Below are 14313 nucleotides of genomic sequence, written 5' to 3' on the forward strand. Positions count from 1 at the left end.
TCAGGGCACTTCAGCGGACGTGGGCCAGGCCGTCGGTCGGTGACGCGGGGACGGGCGGGACGGTGGGTTTGGGATCGAAGGAGAGGACGGCGTGATTGACGGGGAAGACCGTGGGCATGGCGCCGGTGGCGCGGCCGTACGCGCAGGCGACCGCGGCCATCGAGGCGGCGACGCCGAGTTCCCCCGCGCCGCCGGGTCTGCCGGTGGTGGGCGGCATCACGATGACCTGCAGCTCGGGCGGTGTGTTCCACTGCCGGGTGTAGAAGTAGTTGTCCCAGCTGGCCTCCAGGAAGTGCCCGTCGCGCAGGTGCAGGCTGGAGGTCAGAACCAGGGCGATGCCGTCCATGAGGCAGCCCATCATCTGTGCTTCCAGACCACGTGGGTTGACGGCGAGGCCCACGTCCACCGCGATGACCGCCTTGGTGACGCGAGGGCCGGCGACACCGTTGCGGATGGGGCGGTTGACGGTCTCGGGGCGGCAGTCGAGTTCCACCAGCACCGCGCTGGCGGAGTGGTATTCGGAGTGGAAGGCGATGCCCTGCGCCGTATCGGCGGGCATGCTCCGGCCCCAGTTCCCGGCCTCGGCGACCTTGTCCAGCACGGCCCGGTTGCGGTCGTCCCGTAGGAAGTCGTGCCGGAACCGGTAGGGGTCCTTGCCCATTTTGGCGGCGAGCCGGTCGACGAGGAGTTCCCGGGCGCAGGTGACGTCGGGGGAGTAGACGTTGCGCATGCTGCCGGTGTTGAAGCCCTTGTCGGTCTCGCTCAGGAGCCGGCTGTTGGCGCCGAAGTTGTAGGGCATAGACTGGGAGAGCTGGAAGAAGGTCTCCGAGAACCCGATGTCACCCACCGGCAGTTTCGCGGCCAGGGCGGTGAAGATCTCCCCGAGGCCGTGGCTGAGGTCGGTGGAGACGCTGGTGTGCCGCTGCTTGTAGCCGAGGACGGTGTCGCCCAGGTAGGAGATGCGCACGCGCGAGGTGGCCATGGGGTGGGTGCGACCCTGGCGGGAGTCGTCCGCACGGTGCCACATGAGTTTGACCGGCTTGCGGATCCGCCGGGAGACCTCGACGGCCTCCAGCGCGGCGTCGAAGAAGAGCTTGCGGCCGAAGGAACCGCCGCCCTCCGTGACATGCACGGTCACCGCACCGAGCGGCAGGCCGAGCCTGGTGGCGATCGCCTCCTTCGCGACGATCGGAGCCTTCAGGCTCGACCAGACCTCGGCGCGGTCGGAGCGCACGTCGGCGATCGCGCAGTTGGGTTCCAGCGCGCTGTTGCTGCGGAAGTGGAACGTGAACCGTTCCTCCACACTCGGTGTCAACGGCGGTATTCCGAGGGGCAGTTCGGCAGCGCGCAGCTCCTCGAGCACGGACTCGTCGGACTTGCCCTCGGCGCTGCCGGGCTTCCACGACACCCGCAGGGCGCGTACCGCGTCGATGCACCGGCCGAAGGTGGCCGCACGCACCGCCACCCCGGTCGGTATCACGACGACGTCGGTGACACCGGGCATGGAACGGACCTCGGACAGGTTGGACACCGATCCGACCTTGCCGTTGATCGTCGGTGGCCGGCACACCATGGTCGGCAGGGCGTCCGGGACGTCCAGGTCCATCGTGAACTTCTTGCCTCCGGTGACCGCCGCGCGGGCGTCGACGCGGTTGTGCGGCTTGCCGATGATGGTGAACATGTCGCGGGGCTTGAGTGAGACGGTGGTCTGCTCGGTCCGCACGCCCGCCGCCTTCCGGGACAGCGTCCCGATGTCGGCGCTCCGGTTCCCGGGTCCGGTGACGACTCCCGCCTCCCAGGTCAGCTCGGTGACGGCGGTGCCCCATTCGGTCGCCGCGGCTTGGAGCAGCCGGTTCCGGGCGATGGCGGCGGCCACCCGGATCGGAGTGTAGGTCGAGAACGTCGTGTTCGATCCGCCGGTGAGCTGATTGAACAGCAGCTCCGGGCGCGCGTCGGCCAGGGTGATGCGCACCCGTGTGAGGGGGACGCCGAGTTCCTCGGCGATCAGCATGGCCGTCGACGTGGTGATGCCCTGTCCCACTTCGGTCCGCGGCAGCGCGAAGGAGACGGTGCCGTCCGTGTTCACCTCGACCGTGATCAGGCCGGACGTCGGCAGGGCCGCCGCCGTCATCACGTCGTTGAGGTCGACCAGTTCCGTGATCTCCGGCGAGGGGATGTCAGCCCGCGCCTCGGACGCGGGCACGAGCTGGGCCGCCGTCATCAGTGTCGGAGCGGCTAGGACGTACCCGAGGAACCGGCGTCTGGCGAAGGGCTGCGCAACGGCGTCCTGCCGCGACGCGCGATCGGTGTCCGTCACCGGCGGCCTCCTGCCCGTGCGGCCGGTTCCGCCGACGGCTGTGCATGGCCGGTGGCCTGAGCGGAGCGCAACCGTGTCGTTCCGTTACGGGGCGATGTCGTCATCGTCTCAACTCGGGTTCGTGGTCGGAGAGCTCGCACGCCGGTACGGGGTGGCACGGCCGGTGTCGGAGAGCTCGAGGGACATACGCGGGGCACCTGGTGGGGTACGCCGGTGAGGGCGTACCCCCGCGCCGTGGTGGTGCCGAACGTGGCTCAGGAGGGACGGTTGGTGTCCGGGATCTCGAGGTGGATGCCCCGTCCCTCGGAGAGGAAGAGCAGAACGAACTTGCGGAGGACCTCTTCCACCGTCCAGGCGGCCTGGGGGATCAGCGGCAGGGGAATGAGTCCTTCACGGAAGGCCACCAGCAGCGGCCAGGCGGCGCTGATCAACGGCTGCCAGAACGGCTCCCTCTCCAGCCCGATCAGGTCGCCGGTCCGGTTGCCCAGCGTGTACCGGGCGAAGCCGTTGATGAGGGGCCGGGTGAGACCGGCGTCGAGTTCGGCGACGATGTCGAGGAGGACGTCGGTCAGCTCGTTGCCCTCGGGTGTGGACGCCAGGATCGGGTCGAGGACCTGCCGGGACTGGGCGTTGGCCTCGTCCCAGGTGGCGGGGATGTACTCGTCCAGGACGCCGAGCATGTGCGCGGTTACCTGCCACACGTGCAGGTAACCGTCCGACTCGGTGTCGGTGACCCGAACCCCCCAATCTATTAGCTTGCTCATGACAAACGTGGCCAGGCTGTGCCAGGTGACCATGATGTCGGCCTGGCTGATGGGGATCGTCTGGCCGCCGCTGGTGCGGGACCAGCCCGGCGACTGGGGCAGCAGGTGCCGCACGGCCGCGTGCACCAGCCGGGTCTTCACGGCGGTCACGACCATCCCGCCCTGCGGTTGGTAGGCGTTCAGATCGCCGACGTCGTACCCCAGCTGGGCCGTCTTGGCGATGCGGTCCTTCATGTCCGCGCCGCCCTTGGAGTAGTAGACGGCGCGCGCCTCTCTCGGGATGGCGGTGCTCATGAGGCCGCTGCCCAGGCCGTACAGGGCTCCGGTGTAGATGCCCTTCTTCGTGGTGAACCTGGCCGCGGCCGCGAGCTTGTTCCGGTCCGCCCAGGCGGGCAGTTGGCGCGCCTTCTCCATGAAGTCGCGCAGGTCCGCGGGGAGACCGGCCGGCAGGGGCTGGTCGTTGCGGGTCCACTTGCGGAGCGCTGCGTTGGTCTTGGCCACGTCACCGCGTTCGATCACGGCGGCGAGTACGGGATCGGCCTCCTCGTCCCAGACCCAGTCGGGGTCGACGCCCGCTCCCTTGCCCGCCACCGAACCGCTCGGTGCCCACGTCCACAGGGACCTCGCCCGGGCCGGCGACGCGGCCCCCAGTGTCCCGAGCGCTCCGAGCGTTCCTCCCATGATCAGCATCTTGCGCCTGCTCAGGTCGTCCATGACGAAGAACTCCTCCTTGAGTTCCGCCGAGGTCGGCGTGGCCGCCCGTGAGGGTGCCGGCACCGCTCAGGCGGGACGGTTGGTTTCGGGGATCTCGATGTGCGTTCCCTGACCCTTGGTGAGGTAGAAGAGGATGTACTTCCGGGCTGCCTCGTCGATCGTCCAGGCCAGGGGCGGCACCAGGGGCAGGGGGATCAGCTTCTCGCGGAAGGCGACCAGTTTCGGCCAGGCGGCCGCGATCGCCTTCTCCCAGAACGGCTCGCGCGGGATGCCGTCCCAGTCGGCGACCTGATCGCCGACCAGGTACCGGGCGAGCGCGTTGACGAGAGGACGGTCGATACCGCCGGGGCTGGTCTGCTCCGCGAGCTGGCGCAGCAGGATGTCGGTCAGTTCGACGCCTTCGCGGGTGGGGGCGAGAACGGGGTCGAGGACCTGTTTGGACTGGGCTTCGGCTGCGTCCCAGGTGGCGGGGATGTACTCGTCCCGGATGCCGAGCATGTGCGCGGTGACCTGCCACACGTGCAGGTAGGCCGTCGAGTCGGCGGCCGGGATGGGGACGTTCCACTCGAGCATCTTCCGCATGGCGTAGGTGGGCAGGCTGTGCCAGGTGACCAGCATGTCCTGCTGGCTGATGGGGATCGTCTGGCCGCCGCTGGTGCTGGACCAGGCCGGGGACTGGGGCAGCAGGTGCCGCACGGCCGCGTGCACCAGGCGGGTTTTGACCGCCTGCACGATGACGTCACCGTCGGGCCGGTACGCGTTGAGGTCACCGACGGCGAAGCCCAGCAGGCTCGTCTTGGCGACCCGGTCCTCCATGTCGGCGCCGCCCTTGGAGTAGTACACGGAGCGCGCCTCACGGGGGATGGCCGTGCTCAGCATGCCGCCGCCCACACCGTTGAGCAGGTTGAGGTAGAGGCCCCTCGACTTGTTGAACTCGGCCGCCCTCTCGAGCTTGTTCCGGTCCGCCCAGGCGGGCAGTTGGCGTGCCTTCTCCATGAAGTCGCGCAGGTCCGCGGGGAGACCGGCCGGCAGCGCCTGGTCGTTGCGGGTCCACTTGCGGAGCGCTGCGTTGACCTTGGGTACGTCGCCGCGTTCGATCACGGCGGCGACCAGCTGGTCGACCTCCTCGTCCCAGACCCATTCGGGGTCGAGGCCCGCTCCCTTGCCCGCCACCGAACCGCTCGGGGCCCACGTCCACAGGGATCGTGCGTGGGCGGGCGACGCCAGGCTCAGTGCCCCGAGGGCTCCCAGGGCCCCGCTCGCGAACAACATCTTGCGCCTGCTGGGTCCGTCCATCCCTTCGAACTCCTCCTCGAGTCCTATGGCACCGCTGTCTCAGTTGGTACGATGAAACATATGGTGCTTCGTTGTTTCAACAGGGGAGCACATACGTGACGTGAACGCCAGAGGCTTCACAGAAGTCGGGGAGGCAATCGTGGAACCTGTCCTGTCGGCCCTCATAGGGCCGTCTGGTGCTCCGTCCGCGCTGGAGGTGGCCTTCACTGAGGCCGTCGAAGGCGCCGAGCAGGACGACGAGGTCTCGGCGCGTCTGCTCGACGCCGCCTACGAGCAGTTCTGCCGCATGGGCGTCAAGCGCTCGACCATGACGGACGTGGCGCGGCTGGCCGGTGTCTCCCGGATCACCGTCTACCGGCGGTTCGCCACCAAGGACCAGCTGGTCGAGCAGGTCGTACGGCGTGAGTTCCGGCGGTACTTCGATCGCTTCATCGAGGACATCCGGGACGCGGAGACCGTCGCCGACCGGGTCGTCCTGGGGTTCGTGAGTTCGTTGCGCACCATTCGCCGCAACCGCCTCATCGGTGGCCTCATGGACGTCGAACCGGATGCCATTGTGCCGTCCATGACCAGTGACGGGGGCCGCACACTGGGCGTGGTGCGGCAGTTCGTCGCGTCGCGGCTGCGTCAGGAGCAGCGGGCGGGCAACATCGCCGGCCATGTGGAGGTGGACCTGGTGGCCGAGATGATGGTCCGCGTGTCCGCGTCGCTCCTGGTCATCCCCAGCCATGTGATCGATCTCGACGACGACGAGCAGGTGCGTGCGGTGGCCCGGCAGTTTCTCGTGCCGATGCTCGGGCCACCGCACTCGCTTCACTCGTAGCGTTCGCCCCTCCCGGCCTTGGCCACGAGGGACACGGGCGGCTCGAACCGCTCGCCGTACCGTTCGGCCAGCTCCCTGGCGCGGGTGACGAAGCTGTGGAGCCCGCCGGGGTAGCCGTTGATGTACTGCAGCACGCCGCCGGTCCATGCGGGAAAGCCGATGCCCAGGATCGAACCGGCATTGGCATCGGGTACCGACCGCAGCACACCTTCGTCGAGGCACCGGACCGTGTCCAACGCCTCGGCGAAAAGCATCCGTTCCTTCATGTCCTCGAACGGGATCTCGCGTCCCGGCACGGCGAAGTGTTCGTACAGGCCGCGCCACAGCCGTGTCCGCCGGCCGTCGGCGTACTCGTGGAACCCGGCGCCCGAGGAGCGTCCGCCCCGCCCGAACTCGTCGATCATGCGGTCCACGACCGGCTCCGAACCGTGCGGATGCCACTGCCCTCCCTCGGCCAGCACCGCGGTCCTGGTCTCCTCCCGGATTTTCCGTGGCAGGGTCAGGGGCAGTTCGTCCAGCAGCTGCGGTGGCGGCGCGGGATGGCCGGCCTGGGAGCCGGCCTGTTCCACCGAGGCGGGAGACAGTCCCTCACCGATCATGGCCACCGCCTCGTCGATGAACTCGGATATCACCCGGCTCGTGAAGAAGCCCCGGCTGTCGTCGACCACGATGGGCGTCTTGCCGATCTGCCGTGCGATGTCGATGGCCTTCGCCACGGTGTGCTCGCCGGTCCTCTCCCCGACGATGATCTCCAGCAGGGGCATCTTGTCGACGGGGGAGAAGAAGTGCAGGCCGATGAAGTCCTCCGGGCGCTTGAGCCCCTTCGCCAGCCCGGTGATCGGCAGGGTGGAGGTATTGGAGCCCAGCACGGCGTCCGGTGCGACGACGTCCTCGACGTGGTGGAAGACCCTCTGCTTGAGGTCCGGGTCCTCGAAGACCGCCTCGATCACCAGATCGCAGCCGCTGAGATCGGCGGGGTCGGCGGTCGGCAGGATCGCCGCGACCTTCGGATGGGAGGGGGCGCCGCCGGGGATCCGGAAGTCCTCGGCGTCCCACGGCTGAGTGGCCTCGGGATGGGCCAGGACCCATTGCCTGGCCCTGGTGAGCGTCTCCTCCGGCGTCTGGGCGATCTCGTGGACCAGCCCTTTGGCGAGTGCCTCCTGGGGTTTGTACTGTTTCCCCTTGAGCAGGACGTCGGTCAGCGCTTCCTGAAGGCCCAGCAGACGGACGGTCCGGCTGACGCCGCCGGCGCCGGGCAGGAGTCCCAGGGGCACCTCCGGCAGGCCGAAGCGGCTGCCCGGCGCATCCAGGGCGATGCGCCGGTGGCCGGCGAGCGCGATCTCGAACCCGCCGCCGAGGGCCGTGCCGTTCATGGCCGCGGCCACCGGCCTGCCGAGCGTCTCCAGCCGGCGCAACTGCGACTTCAGGACCGTACACAGCTCACTGAGTTCCCCGGCGTTCTCCGGCCGCGCCTTGCTCATGAAGCCCATGTCGCCACCGGCGAAGAAGCTCTTCTTGGCGGAGGCGAGGACGACGCCGGTGATGTTCTGCCGCTCCGCCTCGAGACGGGCGACGGTGGCCTCCATCGAGTCCACATGGGTCTGGTTCATCGTGTTGACCGGCTGATCCGAATCGTCCACGGTCAGCACGACGACACCGTCGGATCCCTGTTCCCAGTGGATCATGTTCTTCTCCGGCATGGGTGCGGTGTTCCTTTCGAGAGGACGTGCGCGGCCGGCGTCCGGGGCGGCCGCGGGACGGTCACAGCCGTTCGATCACGGTGGCGATGCCCATGCCACCACCGACGCAGAGGCTGACCACGGCCCGTCGTGCGGAGCGGCGCTCGAGTTCGTTCACGACGGTGCCCACGAGCACCGCGCCGGTGGCGCCGAGCGGATGCCACATGGCGATCGTGTCGCCGTTGACCTTCTCCCAGGGCAGGTCGAGGTCCTTGAGGTAGCGGAGCACCACCGAGGCGAACGCTTCGTTGATCTCGAACAGGTCGATGTCGTCCACCGTCAGGCCGGCGAGGTCCAGCGCCTTGCGGGTCGCCGGAGCCGGTCCGGTCAGCATGATCGTCGGATCGGCGCCGCTGACCGCGGTCGCCACGATGCGCGCGCGGGGCACCAGGCCGTACTCCGCGCCGGCCCGCTCCGTGCCGACCAGGACGAGAGCCGAACCGTCCACGATCCCCGAGGCGTTGCCCGGTGTGTGCACGTGCTCGATGCGCTCCACCCAGTGGTACTTCTGCAGGGCCACCGCGTCGAAGCCCGCCATGGCGCCGATGTCCGCGAACGAGGGCTTCAGCTTGCCGAGCGCTGCCGCCGTCGTCTCCGGACGCATGTGTTCGTCCTGGGCGAGCACGGTGACCCCGTTGCGATCCGTGACCGGCACCACGGACTTGGCGAAGTAGCCGCCAGACCACGCGTGGGGGGCCCGTTGCTGGGACCGGACCGCGTATGCGTCGACGTCCTCGCGCGAGAAGCCCTCGATGGTCGCGATCAGGTCGGCGCCGATGCCCTGCGGTACGAAGTACGTGTCGAAGGCGGTCTCCGGGTCCGCGGCCATCGGACCGCCGTCGCTGCCCATCGGCACACGCGACATGGATTCCACGCCGCCGGCGATCACCAGCCTTTCCCAGCCGGAACGGACTTTCTGCGCGGCCGTGTTCACCGCCTCCAGTCCCGAAGCGCGGAATCGGTTGAGCCGGACGCCGGCCACGTGGTCCGGCAGCCCTGCCGCCAGCGCCGCCGTCCTGGCGATGTTCATGCCCTGGTCACCGACGGGGGAGACCACCCCGAGCACGACGTCGTCCAGCCGTTCCGGGTCCAGGCCGGGGTGGCGGCGACGGAGCTCTCCGATCAGGCCCGTCACCAGAGAGACCGGCTTGACGTGGTGCAGCGAACCGCGTTTCCCCCGGCCGCGCGGGGTGCGGATCGCGTCGTAGACGAATGCTTCGGTCACTGTCCTTGCACCTCCTCTCCGTCGGCAGGCGACTCGCTGCCGATCCGGGCACGCCAGGTGCACACGGTGGAACCGGTGGGGACAGGTAAGAACCATTGTTGGCTATGCGTTAATAATGTCCGGTCGAAAGCAAATAGCTTCAGGAAAAGTGGAGTTGGGTGCTGAGCGTCAGCTCCACACGCATGTGAAAGCTCTCGATGCATCAACTATTGACACTTGGCCAAGAGGGCTTCACTGTGGGGACCCGCTCAGGATCCGCTCACGTTTCGCGAGGGAGGGAGCCCGCCGTGGCCACAGCAGAGCAGCTGCACGAGTCCGTCGAAGGGCTGACGATCACCGCACTACTGCGCCGCAACGCCCAGCGGTACGCCGAGCGTCCGGCGCTGACCACCGGCATCGGTCCGGACGCCGGGACCCTGTCCTGGGCACAGCTGCGCGCGGAGGTCGCCGCGCTGACTCGCGGTCTTCTGGTCCTGGGGCTGAATCGGGGTGACCGCATGCTCATCGCGATGTCCAAGCGCGCGGAGCACTGGATCGCCGACCTGGCCGCGGTCCATGCCGGCGCCCTGCCCTGCAGTACGTACGACACGCTGAGCACTGAGCAGATCGGCGCCGTGGCCCGACACAGCGCGGCCACCGTCCTCGTCTTGGAAGGCGAGGAGCAGGTGCGGCACTGGCAGCCGGTCCTGGACGACCTGCCGAACCTGCGCGCTGTCGTCGTCCTCGACTGGAAGGCCGCCCCCGCCGACGACCCGCGTTTCGTCGCCTACACGGCCGTGCGCGGCGCGGTGCCCCCCGACAACGCCGGGTTCGAGGAACTCACGGACGCCGTCACCACCGACCAGCCGCTGACCCTCGCGTACACCTCGGGCACGACCGGTGACCCCAAGGGCGTAGTGCTCTCCCACCGCAACGTGATCTACGAGTGTCTGATGCAGGACCAGCTCGTCGCGGTCCCGGACCACCCCAGGTCGGTCGCGTACCTTCCCCTGGCCCACGTCGCCGAGCGGGTCCTCGGAATCCACATGCCCGTCTGCAACGCGGGCCACGTCACGATCTGCCCGGAACCCGACCAACTCCTGCCCACACTCCTCACGGTGCGCCCGCACGGCTTCTTCGGGGTGCCCCGGGTATGGGAGAAGCTCGCCGCCGGCCTGCGGGCGAAGCTCGAGGCACTGCCCGAGGGCCGGTCCGCGGCCATGACGCAGGCCCGGCAGACCGCTCTGGAGGCGTACCGGCTCCGCTCCGACGGCAAGGACATCCCGGCGCGGCTCGCCGAGCCGCTGGAACGACTCGATACGCAGGTGATGCGGCCGGTCCGGGCCGCGATCGGGCTCGACGAATGCCGCAGGGCCTTCAGCGGCGCGGCACCGATCCCGGCCGGCGTCCTGGAGTTCCTGGCGAGCGTGGGACTGCCGGTGTACGAGGTGTGGGGCCTGAGCGAGACCACCGGCGCGGCAACCGTCAGCACCCCCGAGGCGTTCGCACTCGGCTCGGTCGGGCGGCCAGGGCCGGGCATCGAGGTCAAGGAGACCGACGACGGCGAACTGCTCGTCAGAGGACCGGTCGTGTTCGCCGGCTACCTGCAGGCCGACGGCCGTGTCGAGCCTGCGACCGACGCGGAAGGCTGGCTGCCCACCGGCGACGTCGGAACGGTCGATTCACGGGGCTTCGTCACCATCACCGACCGCAAGAAAGAGATCATCATCACCGACGGCGGGAAGAACATCGCCCCCACCAGGATCGAGTCCCTGCTGCGGGCGCACCCTCTGGTCGGCCATGCCGTCGCCATCGGGGACGGGCGGCGCTACGTCACCGCACTGCTGGTACTGGACGAGGAGACGGCTCCGCTGTGGGCACGGGCGAACGGCATCGCCGACGCGTCCGACCCGCAAGCGCTGGCCCGTCACCCGGAGGTGCTCGCGGCGCTCGACCAGGCCGTGGCCGAGGCGAACGCGGTGCTCTCGCACGCGGAACAGGTGAAGAAGCACCGTGTCCTCGCCGGCCCCTGGACCGCGGAGACCGGCGAGCTGACACCGAAGCTGAGCCTTCGCCGCCGAGCCATAGACGAAGCGCATGCCGCCACGATCGAGTCGATGTACACATAGGTCCGGCACACCGCGACCACGGAAGGACACCACCACATGGGCGTTCAGCGCCAGGCCCCGCGCCGCCGGATGGAGCCGGACGCCCGGCGGGCCGAGATCCTCGGCGTCGCACGCGGGCTGTTCGGGGCCAAGAGCTACAGCACGGTCTCCATCGCGGACATCGCAGCCGAGGCCGGCGTGGCCCGCGCCCTGGTCAGCCACTACTTCGGCGGGAAGCGGCAACTGTACCTGGAGGTGGTCCGGCAGATGATGGTCGTGCCCGCGTCCGTCTCCGAACGGCTGCCCCCGACCACGGCGGAGGAGCGCGTGTCGATCTGCGTCGACCGGTGGCTCGAAGTCGTGGAGCGCAACCGGGAGATGTGGCTGTCGGCGATCGGCCTGGAAGCACTCGGCAACGACCCGGAGATCGACCAGATCATGCTCGAAGCCGACGAGATCGCGACCGACCGCGTCCTCGAGGCCGCCATGATGGCCGACGTCACCGAGGGCCGGGAGAAACTCCGGGCGATGATCCGCGCCCACAGCAGCATGCTCAAGGCAGCCTCCCGCGAATGGCTGGTGCGTGGCACGCTCAGCCGCAGCGACCTGCACGTGATGCTCACACGCACCGTGCTCCACCTGGTCGACACGGTCTTTCCCGCCTTGCGGGACACGTGACAGAACCCCCTGCCCGCACTTGCCGAGGAGAGAACCTCATGCCCCGAGTCCTGTCGGACGAGCGCCGCGACCTGCTCAAGGCGATCACCGACTTCTGCCGCCGCGAATGCGGGACCACAAGGAACAACGCGACAAACTGACCGTCAACGGCCAGGAACAGCACAACCAGAAGCTGTACGAGAAGATGGCAGGGCTGGGCTGGCTCGGCACCGCCATCCCGGAGGAATACGGAGGCGCAGGGCAGGGGATGACCGATCTCTGCCTGTTCCTCCAGGAGACCTCGTACGGGCTGGCGCCCATCAGCGGTTTCGGGACCACCGTCATCGCGGCCTCCGCCTACGAGAAGTTCGGCACCGAAGAGCAGAAGCGCACCGCCCTCGAAGGCGTGGCCGCCGGCCGGGTCGAGTCCGTCTTGATGTCGGAACCGGGCGCCGGCTCCGACGTGGGCGCACTGACCTGCCGAGCCGAACGCACCAACGGCGGTTACCTGGTCAACGGGCAGAAAACCTGCTGCTCCAACGCGCACTTCGCCGACCACATCCTGCTGATCGCCCTTACGGAGCAGGGCGCGTCGAAACACCACGGGCTCACCCAGTCCATGGTGCCGACCGATGCCGAAGGCCTCCAGATCAGGGGCATCGACACCGTGGGCGGCAAGGAGGTCAACGACCTCTACTTCACCGACTGCTTCGTACCGGACTCCGCGGCCGTCGGCGAGCCCGGACTGGGCTGGACGCAGCTCATGGCCGGACTGAACCTCGAACGGATGATCCTCGCCGCCCTGATGCTGGGCGTCGCGCAACGGGCCTTCGACGACACCCTCACCTACGTCCGCCAGCGCGAACGATTCGGCCGCCCCATCGGCTCCTTCCAGGCGCTCAAGCACCGGATCGCCGACATGGCCACCGAACTCGAATGCGTCCAACTGCTCCTCGACGACGTCGCCGCCGCGATCGACGCCGAACCCGGCCGCGTGTTCGCGCGCGAAGCGTCCATGGCGAAGCTCAAGTGCACCGAACTCGCAAGCACGTGACCCTGGAGGGCATGCAGATGATGGGTGGCTACGGCTACGCCACGGAGTACGGCATGGAAGCCCTGCTCCGTTCGACCGTCGTCTCCACGGTGTACGACGGAACGAGCGAGATCCAGCGGGTGACGAGCCGCGTTTCGTCGGTAGCTCGCTCTACGCGGATGATGCGGAGTCCGGCTCGGAAGACCGTTCAGAGATTTCCCCCGATCGCTCAAGGGCGGAGATCGAGTCGCCTCGCCCGAAAGACCTCGGCACACTGGAAGAAGCGGTGATCCGTTCGGCCGAACGGAGGATTCAGATGCTGCGGCCCGGAGAGCCCTTCCCCATTCCGCCCGGCGCATACGAGGCCCTGGACTCAATGAGAGACGCGTACGCACCCGTGTTGCCGACCGAAGTGGCATTTGGTGTCGGCCTGAAGCGGATCGGCGGCACCTACGTCGAAGAGCTCGCGCTGATCGTCTACGTCCCGGACAAGCGCCCGCCCACCGAACTCCCCCTGGAAGCGATGATCCCACGGACGTGGGAGGGATACGCGACCGATGTCGTCGAGAGTCACCCCGAGCCGCTCGCGCTCCTCAACGACACGGCCTTCTTCCACGCGCCTCGCGGCGGTGTCTCCATCGGCTGGGAGGACCCCTTCCAGGTGCATATCGGAACTCTGGGCGCTGTGGCACAGCGACGGAGCGATGGAGCAAGGCGATTGCTCACGGCCAACCACGTGACCCCCGCTCCCGGCATTGAGATGTTCCAGCCGCACCCGGGAGCTCCACAGTCCACACTTCTGGGAATCGTCGAACTGCAAGGGACGGACTGGGACTGCGCCATCCTCGAACCCAACCCAGGCAGAGGGAGTCCCGATTGCTCCGTGCTCGACATAGGGGCTCTCCCCGGCTCGTCCACCGCCCCACCCGGTGATCACGTCTGGAATGCCGCCAGGAAGCGCGGTCGCGCGACGGGGCTCACCAGCGGGGTGATCGTCGCCCATATGCACCCTGGGGAGGTCGGGATCGAGCGCCTCCGTGTGGACACCTTCCCCTTCGGAGGGCTCTTTCTGTGGCACGGCGACTCCGGCGCTGTTCTGGTCAACGCGAACGACGACGTCATCGGGCTGCTCGTACAGGGAGACGAGATGAAGCCCAGCAGCACCAGCAGCAACCCGACCAGCGCCGTCGGGCTGGCGCTGCCGATCGCACCAGTCCTCGACGAGCTCTCCATCGAGATCGGCGTGGACCCGCCCGTCGTCTCCGACATCAGCCCGAACACCGCTCTGGGCGTGCTGGCGAACGGCGGCAAAGCCATGATCACGGGCCGCGGCTTCGACTCGACAACCACTGTCACCTTCAACGGAGTCGGCGCTCTCGGCGTGATACCGGCTTCACCGCACCTGCTCGTGGTCATCCCACCCGTCCTGGGGATCCTGGGCACCGTCCCCGTCGTCGTCACGAACGCGTTCGGCGAGCAGTCCACGCCTGGCCCTCAAGCGATGTTCACGTACTGATCCACGAGCCCGAGCCGCCGTTCGGGTGCGCATACACCTGCCGGTTCTTAGAGGGCGTTTATGCAGGTCAAGACCTATATGCGGCTCTCGCCCCTGACCCGCTTTGAGGGCCTTCATCCCATAGGCAGCGAATGACGCTCTC

The 14313-nt window shown here is 68.5% G+C and carries 9 protein-coding genes and 1 pseudogene; 5 read left to right on the forward strand and 5 right to left on the reverse strand.

Annotation, left to right across the window (positions count from 1 at the left end; genetic code table 11):
• Positions 1-10: 10 nt before the first annotated feature.
• From ACFV5H_RS20725 to ACFV5H_RS20735, 3 genes are all read right to left on the reverse strand, one after another.
• Positions 11-2221 carry a molybdopterin cofactor-binding domain-containing protein gene (locus ACFV5H_RS20725; RefSeq protein ID WP_385196564.1) on the reverse strand — a complete coding sequence of 737 codons (2211 nt, stop codon included), beginning with the start codon at positions 2219-2221 and terminating at the stop codon, positions 11-13.
• Between the two features lie 350 nt (positions 2222-2571).
• Positions 2572-3795: an oxygenase MpaB family protein gene (locus tag ACFV5H_RS20730; protein ID WP_385196566.1), complete on the reverse strand. Its 1224-nt coding sequence runs from the start codon at positions 3793-3795 to the stop codon at positions 2572-2574.
• A gap of 66 nt (positions 3796-3861) precedes the next feature.
• Entirely contained in the window at positions 3862-5091 is a 1230-nt protein-coding gene (locus tag ACFV5H_RS20735; protein WP_385196530.1) for an oxygenase MpaB family protein, read from the reverse strand.
• Between the two features lie 139 nt (positions 5092-5230).
• Between ACFV5H_RS20735 and ACFV5H_RS20740 the strand changes: the two genes are divergently transcribed.
• Complete coding sequence (locus ACFV5H_RS20740; protein WP_385196533.1) at positions 5231-5914, forward strand: TetR/AcrR family transcriptional regulator; 684 nt, start codon at positions 5231-5233, stop codon at positions 5912-5914.
• Here the strand turns inward: ACFV5H_RS20740 and ACFV5H_RS20745 are convergent.
• Both ACFV5H_RS20745 and ACFV5H_RS20750 read right to left on the reverse strand, forming a co-directional pair.
• Positions 5905-7614 (reverse strand): 3-hydroxyacyl-CoA dehydrogenase NAD-binding domain-containing protein, encoded by a 1710-nt coding sequence (locus tag ACFV5H_RS20745; protein WP_385196535.1) that lies wholly within the window; start codon positions 7612-7614, stop codon positions 5905-5907. The genes ACFV5H_RS20740 and ACFV5H_RS20745 overlap by 10 nt on opposite strands.
• Before the next feature lie 61 nt (positions 7615-7675).
• The gene (locus ACFV5H_RS20750) at positions 7676-8878 is read right to left on the reverse strand and encodes an acetyl-CoA C-acetyltransferase (RefSeq protein ID WP_385196537.1); all 1203 of its coding nucleotides are present in this window, start codon (positions 8876-8878) and stop codon (positions 7676-7678) included.
• A gap of 287 nt (positions 8879-9165) precedes the next feature.
• Here ACFV5H_RS20750 and ACFV5H_RS20755 point away from each other — a divergent pair, with 287 nt between their 5' ends.
• From ACFV5H_RS20755 to ACFV5H_RS20770, 4 genes and pseudogenes are all read left to right on the forward strand, one after another.
• Positions 9166-10986 carry an AMP-dependent synthetase/ligase gene (locus tag ACFV5H_RS20755; RefSeq protein ID WP_385196539.1) on the forward strand — a complete coding sequence of 607 codons (1821 nt, stop codon included), beginning with the start codon at positions 9166-9168 and terminating at the stop codon, positions 10984-10986.
• A gap of 36 nt (positions 10987-11022) precedes the next feature.
• Entirely contained in the window at positions 11023-11643 is a 621-nt protein-coding gene (locus ACFV5H_RS20760) for a TetR/AcrR family transcriptional regulator (RefSeq protein WP_385196542.1), read from the forward strand.
• A gap of 38 nt (positions 11644-11681) precedes the next feature.
• Positions 11682-12795 (forward strand): annotated as a pseudogene (locus ACFV5H_RS20765) (acyl-CoA dehydrogenase family protein); the annotation flags it as partial.
• Positions 12796-12941: 146 nt separating this feature from the next.
• Positions 12942-14171, forward strand: coding sequence for an IPT/TIG domain-containing protein (locus tag ACFV5H_RS20770; RefSeq protein ID WP_385196544.1), 1230 nt, complete (start codon positions 12942-12944; stop codon positions 14169-14171).
• Positions 14172-14313 lie beyond the last annotated feature (142 nt).

The sequence above is a fragment of the Streptomyces sp. NPDC059787 genome (genome assembly GCF_042732315.1).
Lineage (GTDB): Bacteria > Actinomycetota > Actinomycetes > Streptomycetales > Streptomycetaceae > Streptomyces > Streptomyces atrovirens.

Excerpts from the sequence above, each read along its gene's own strand:
- ACFV5H_RS20725 (WP_385196564.1), bottom strand. The coding sequence starts at position 2,221 with ATGACGGCGGCCCAGCTCGTGCCCGCGTCCGAGGCGCGGGCTGACATC.
- ACFV5H_RS20730 (WP_385196566.1), bottom strand. The coding sequence starts at position 3,795 with ATGGACGACCTGAGCAGGCGCAAGATGCTGATCATGGGAGGAACGCTC.
- ACFV5H_RS20735 (WP_385196530.1), bottom strand. The coding sequence starts at position 5,091 with ATGGACGGACCCAGCAGGCGCAAGATGTTGTTCGCGAGCGGGGCCCTG.
- ACFV5H_RS20745 (WP_385196535.1), bottom strand. The coding sequence starts at position 7,614 with ATGCCGGAGAAGAACATGATCCACTGGGAACAGGGATCCGACGGTGTC.
- ACFV5H_RS20760 (WP_385196542.1), top strand. The coding sequence starts at position 11,023 with ATGGGCGTTCAGCGCCAGGCCCCGCGCCGCCGGATGGAGCCGGACGCC.